Origin of the sequence: Nostoc sp. DedQUE09 (genome assembly GCF_034530915.1) — a bacterium.
GTDB lineage: Bacteria > Cyanobacteriota > Cyanobacteriia > Cyanobacteriales > Nostocaceae > Nostoc.
In genome coordinates this window covers 26,913-32,966 of record NZ_JAVRCE010000081.1, presented here as the reverse complement: position 1 = coordinate 32,966, position 6,054 = coordinate 26,913, and the positions used below count along the sequence as shown (strand labels likewise).

The window sequence follows — 6,054 nt, the reverse complement described above, 5'->3', positions numbered from 1 at the left end:
ACCGCCAACCGTTCCGGTGTGGCGGGAGTACCCTTGCGGAGGTCTAGATGGAATTCCCTTTGAATCAGACTTTCAATACATGGCGACTTTGCACGCCACACCCCAAGGTAAGACTATTTATGTCAAGGGTTCAGTCGAGGCAATTCTCCAGCGCTGCACCCTGATGTTGAACACTGATGGACAACCCCGCCCATTGGATTGTGTAGAAACATTACGGCAAAGCAGCGTCGAGCGGGAAGTCAATATTATGGCACGGCAAGGCTTGCGGGTATTAGCTTTAGCGAAGAAAGTAGTACCCGATAGGCAAAATATACTAGATCATTCAGATATTGATACTGGGTTAATTTTCATCGGTTTGCAAGGAATGATCGATCCGCCGCGTGAGAGTGCTATTAAGGCAGTACAAGCCTGTCAGGAAGCGGGAATTCAGGTCAAAATGATCACTGGCGATCATGCTATCACAGCGCAGGCGATCGCTTATCGTATGGGCATCAACAAAAATGGCTCAGTTCTGGCTTTCACAGGTGCAGAACTAGCAAAAATGGATAAAACAGAACTTGCCGAAGTTGCCGAAGAAGGTGTAGTTTTTGCCCGTGTCGCCCCAGAACAAAAGCTACGTTTAGTCGAAGCTTTGCAATCAAAAGGTGAAATCGTTGCCATGACAGGAGATGGTGTCAACGATGCACCAGCCTTAAAACAAGCAGATATTGGGATTGCGATGGGTGGTACTGGTACAGAAGTTGCCAAAGAAGCCGCAGATATGCTGCTTACCGATGATAATTTTGCCTCCATTGAAGCTGCCATAGAAGAAGGACGGGCAGTTTATAAAAATCTGCTCAAGGCAATTTGCTTTATTTTGCCTGTCAACGGCGGGGAATCAATGACAATTTTAATTAGCACATTGTTAGCCAGGGATTTACCAATTTTATCTTTACAAGTTCTGTGGTTAAATATGCTCAATTCCATTACTATGACTGTGCCTTTAGCTTTTGAGCCAAAAGCGCAAAACGTCATGCGACAAGCGCCTCGTCATCCTAATGAACCGTTAATTTCAGGAAGTCGGTTAAAACGAATTTTAGCAATTTCTCTATTTAATTGGATTGTCATATTTGGAGTATTTGAATATATCCGCCAAACTACAGGTAATATTGATTTAGCCAGAACAATGGCGATTAACGCTCTCATTGCCGGACGGATATTCTATTTATTGAGTATTAGTCAATTAATCCCGAATTTGATTGCTAAGATGGACGGCACAATTAAAGATAACATTGATATTCCTGCTATTGGATTTGGGATTTTAGGGGCAATTCTTTTGCAAATTATTTTTGCTCATGTGCCATTAATTAATGAAGTTTTTGAAACAGCACCATTAAACTTGCAGCAGTGGTTATTTTGTTTAGCAGTTGGTTCACCAATGATTTTGTGGGCTACAGTAGTAAATCGTTTTGATCCGCCAAATTAAATCAGTCAGGTATTTTTTAAGACAAACACCATCCCAGATTTTTGGTGCGTTAGGACTAATGTCCATAACGCACCCTACCACATTAAAGCTAATGTGAATTAAGTTTTCCGACTTGTGTGTACATCGTAGCTATTCCACCTTGAGAGGCAAAATACCACTCATCTGTTCTAGATTTAACACTGTGGCTAATTCTGCTTCATTCATCAATCCGCGTTCTAAGACAATCTGCCGCAGGGATTTACCAGTTTCTAAAGATTCTTTAGCTACAGCAGCAGCATTTAAATAACCGATGTGGGTATTTAGTGCGGTTACTAAAGCTAAACTACCTTCTGCATAAGCTAAACAACGTTCCTGGTTTGCTGTGATTCCTTCAATGCAACGTTCTGTAAGGACAGCGATAGTATTGCCGAGAATTTCGATACTATGAATCAAGTTATAGGCAATCAGTGGCATCATCACATTTAATTCTAATTGTCCGGCTTGCGCGGCTAATGCGATCGCACTGTCGTAACCCATCACTTGAAAACACACCATTGATGTCATCTCTGCCATGACTGGGTTATATTTCCCTGGCATAATCGAGGAACCGGGTTGCACTGGCGGGAGTTGAATTTCTTTCAAACCAGTTTTTGGCCCCGAATCCATCAGCCGCAAATCATGAGATATCTTGGCTAAATCCTGCGCTAAGTTGCGTAAAGCACCGGAAACATTTACAAATGGGGCCATACTTTGCATGGCTGCCATGAGATGGGGCGCAGGTTCTAGAGGAGTATCAATCAATTCTGAAAGAACTTCTACCACACGGGCGCGATACAAAGGATGAGTATTTAACCCCGTTCCGGCTGCACTACCTCCCAAACCTAGCACCATCAAATCACCAGAAGCGGTGTAAATCCGGTTTTGATGTTCTGTGAGGATTTGTGCCCAAGCCCGAAAATTTTCACCCAAACGCACGGGTACAGCGTCTTGTAAGTGGGTTCTGCCAGATTTGACGATATCTTGAAATTCTACAGCTTTGTTTTCTAAAGATGCGATCGCACCATCTATTGCTGGGTGTAATGTCTTGGATAATGCCAATAATCCACCAATCCTAATTGCGGTAGGAATCACATCATTGGTAGACTGCCCATAATTAACGTGATCATTGGGACTAACACGTTTATAATTGCCCTTTTCTTCACCCAGAATTTCTAAGGCGCGATTTGCGAGAACTTCGTTGATATTCATGTGGTGGGATGTTCCAGCACCCGCCTGATAAACATCGACAACAAATTGATCTCGGAACTTCCCAGCCAGGATTTCATCAGTTGCTTGGACAATCGCCTGACTAATATCTTGGGGAATACAATTTAGTTCTCCATTGACAATTGCTGTAGCTTTTTTAATTATCAATCCAGCATCTACGTAAGTAGCTAAAGGCTTGATACCGCTAATAGGAAAGTTTTCAATCGCCCGTAGTGTTTGAATGCCGTAATAAACGCTACTAGCAATTTGGCGATCGCCCATCGAATCGCGTTCGATGCGGAATTGAGAGTTTGTGTGTTCAGTCATAGTATTGTTTTAAGAGAGCTTCAGAAAACAGATTTTCCCACGCAGGCACACTCAGATACACTAATCTGCATATATTTTGCATATTTGCTTGCTGCTTATTGCTTTACACTTGTTAACTTTTAATTTTCCATGACCCTACCCAACTGGATTACCTTCTCTCGCCTTCTGGGTGTACCATTTCTGCTTTATGGCTTATACAATCCCACACCACAAGCTAGGTGGATATGTTTGGCAATTTTTATCGTTGCGGCGTTAACTGATTGGTTAGATGGTTATTTAGCGCGAAAACTGAATCAAATCAGCGACTTGGGTAAGTTTCTTGACCCTTTAGTGGATAAATTTCTAGTACTTGCGCCGTTGCTGGTTTTTATTGAACTAGGAAAAGTCCCAGCTTGGGGAGTGTTTTTGATTTTAGCGCGAGAATTAGCGATCGCTGGTTGGCGGGTGAATCAAACGACAATTACCGGGGCGAATATTTGGGGTAAACTCAAAACCGTCAGTCAAATAGTTGCGATCGCACTTTTGATTGCACCCCTACCTGAAGTGTGGCAAACTCCCTCTTTGATTGCCTTTTGGGTTTCTGTCGCCTTGACTTTAATATCTGGGGGTATTTATCTTTTGCCTCAAAAAGCTAGCACTGCTGATTAAAAACATCTATTATATCATCCTTATAAGTCTGAAATTTTTATAGATAATCATGACAAAATATTTGTAGCTAATCAGAAATTTCTAACAGTGCCCAAGAAAATTTGGGAACTAAAAGCAATGCTCCTAAAAGCTGGATTCATTTATAGAAGCGGCAAAGGCAGTCATACAGTATGGAGCTATCCTTTGCTAGTTTACAGCCTCACTTTGTCTGGCAAAGACGGAGCAGATGCAGATTGTTACCAAGAAAAAGATGTTAGAAATGCGCTCATGGAAATAAGACAACTGGAGGAAGAAGACAAAGGAGAACAAGAATGAAACCACAATATAGTATTGTTATTCAGTGGTCTGATGAAGATAAAAAGTACGTTGTCAGCCTACCTGAGTTTGGCCCCTATGCACACACTCATGGAAATACCTACGCAGATGCTCTCAATAATGGCGAGGAAGTACTGGAACTTTTGATTGAAGATTACCAAGCACAAGGAAAACCACTGCCAAAGCCTTTGACTGCAAACATTTCCTTTCGGTTTGTGTAATCTTCAAAAATCATAGCCAGGTAATCCGGTAACATCTGTTTGCAGAGCAAACAAATCACCAGAGTAGAAACTTTTATCAATCTCGGCTTGGCTAAGTCCAACTGAAGCGGTGGTGATGTAGAGTGTTTGCAAATCTTCGCCACCAAAGGTACAACTCGTTACGAGTGGAACGGGTAGATTAATCCGCAATATTTCTTCACCCTTGGGGTTGAAACGAATCACACACCATCCATCCCACATAGCTGACCAGATATTTCCTTGACTATCTATTGTCAACCCGTCGGGGTAAAAAGATTCATGAGTTAAATCAACAAAAATCCGGCGATTAGTAATGCTACCTGTTACTGAATCAAAATCGTAAACATATATTTTTTGCTGAGGAGAATCAGTCAAATAAAACGTTTTTTGATCAGGACTCCACCCCAAACCATTAGAGATAGTCAATCCTGTTTCCATCAGATGCAATGAACCATCACAATCATAGCGATAGAGGCTAGCCTGGGGTTTTTCTGAAGAACACATTGAACCGATCCAAAAGCGGCCTTGGGGGTCACATTTGCCATCATTAAAACGGTTATTTGGCAGATTTACTTCAATTTCCAAAATGGGTGTAACTTCACCTGTCTGGGTGTTGAGAAATGCCAAGTGATGACGCAGTGCCATAATTAATCTATCTTTACCTGCTATTGCGATCGCACCTACGACATCTCCCACATCAAAAAACAAGTCTTTCCCAGTAGCAGGATTGAACTGATGTACCCGATGGTTGTAGATATCAACCCAGTAAATTAAGTTTTGGGTAGAGTCCCAGATGGGGCCTTCACCTAAACGCGCACGGGCTTCTAGAACATTCTGGAGTGGATATTGTAAAACCTGGCTCATTTTATCAACCAACAACAGTATTTACAGAAACTAATTTTAGTAACCTTCAGGCAATTCTAAAAAAGGTTTGCCTTCCTTGATAAAAAAATTGTTATTCATATTCCAGTAAAAACTAAAGACGCAATTTCTCGCGTCTTTCTCAAGTAGAAGAAAATATTTTTGATTTTGATTTTCGCCAAACCTTTACCACGATCCGTTAACTTAAAATTAGTCGGTCAGGATTCCCCTTATGTACCAAACAGACCCTCCCCGCCCTCCAAAAGAAACCCTACCTACCATGTACGATCTTCCTAGTGAATACCCGGAGGACTCTGGTTTGCCTGACGAATTTCACCTTTTTCAGCCCCAACTTCTACGCGAAACCTTCTGTCCACCTAACTATCCAACAGAGGAAGTATTTGTTGCCACTGACCTAAACCTTTACTATGACCTCCGGCATACACTGTGGTAGAAACGCCCGGACTGGTTTGCTGCCGTGGGAGTTTCGCGTCTCTACGAACAGCAAAACTTGCGTCTGAGTTATGTCATCTGGCAAGAAGGGGTTGCTCCTTTTGTAGTGGTAGAATTGCTTTCTCCTGGTACTGAAAAAGAAGACTTAGGACAAACTCTCCGGGAGGTTAACCAACCGCCGACCAAATGGGAAGTTTATGAGCGGATTTTGCGAGTTCCTTACTACATTGTGTTTAACCGCTACACTGATAAACTTCAAGTATTCCAATTAGTTGCAGATAGTTATAGCGAATTGGACTTGACTACCCCACGGGTGTGGATGCCAGGTTTGGAACTGGGCTTATGACTTTGGCAAGGTTCTTACCAAGGAATTGAGCGATTGTGGCTACGTTGGTATGATGCATCTGGGAATTGGCTTCTCACACCCCTCGAACGAGAAAGTCAACGTGCTAACAGATTAGCAACACAACTGCGCGAGTTAGGCGTTAACCCTGATAAGTTTTGAAGATGTGAGGGGCATAT

Annotated in this window: 6 protein-coding genes and 1 pseudogene; 5 read left to right on the top strand and 2 right to left on the bottom strand. The window is 42.3% G+C overall.

The window, feature by feature from the left end; all coding sequences use genetic code 11:
- A partial coding sequence (locus RMY27_RS31685) for an HAD-IC family P-type ATPase (RefSeq protein ID WP_322668787.1) occupies window positions 1–1,465 on the top strand: 1,465 nt, incomplete at its 5' end.
- 129 nt (window positions 1,466–1,594) lie between these two features.
- Here the strand turns inward: RMY27_RS31685 and RMY27_RS31680 are convergent.
- The gene (locus tag RMY27_RS31680; protein WP_322668786.1) at window positions 1,595–3,016 is read right to left on the bottom strand and encodes an aspartate ammonia-lyase; all 1,422 of its coding nucleotides are present in this window, start codon (window positions 3,014–3,016) and stop codon (window positions 1,595–1,597) included.
- Between the two features lie 129 nt (window positions 3,017–3,145).
- Here RMY27_RS31680 and pgsA point away from each other — a divergent pair, with 129 nt between their 5' ends.
- From pgsA to RMY27_RS31665, 3 genes are all read left to right on the top strand, one after another.
- A complete protein-coding gene (gene pgsA / locus RMY27_RS31675) occupies window positions 3,146–3,664 on the top strand; it encodes a CDP-diacylglycerol--glycerol-3-phosphate 3-phosphatidyltransferase (RefSeq protein WP_322668785.1) in 519 nt (172 codons plus the stop codon).
- Window positions 3,665–3,751: 87 nt separating this feature from the next.
- Window positions 3,752–3,979, top strand: a complete 228-nt coding sequence (locus tag RMY27_RS31670) for a type II toxin-antitoxin system HicA family toxin (RefSeq protein WP_322668784.1) — start codon at window positions 3,752–3,754, stop codon at window positions 3,977–3,979.
- Complete coding sequence (locus RMY27_RS31665; protein WP_322668783.1) at window positions 3,976–4,200, top strand: type II toxin-antitoxin system HicB family antitoxin; 225 nt, start codon at window positions 3,976–3,978, stop codon at window positions 4,198–4,200. Before RMY27_RS31670 ends, RMY27_RS31665 begins: the two co-directional genes overlap by 4 nt.
- 3 nt (window positions 4,201–4,203) lie before the next feature.
- Here RMY27_RS31665 and RMY27_RS31660 read toward each other — a convergent pair whose 3' ends face one another.
- Entirely contained in the window at window positions 4,204–5,082 is an 879-nt protein-coding gene (locus tag RMY27_RS31660; protein ID WP_322668782.1) for an SMP-30/gluconolactonase/LRE family protein, read from the bottom strand.
- Window positions 5,083–5,311: 229 nt separating this feature from the next.
- Here RMY27_RS31660 and RMY27_RS31655 point away from each other — a divergent pair.
- Window positions 5,312–6,037: pseudogene (locus RMY27_RS31655) on the top strand (Uma2 family endonuclease).
- The last annotated feature ends 17 nt before the right edge of the window (window positions 6,038–6,054 follow it).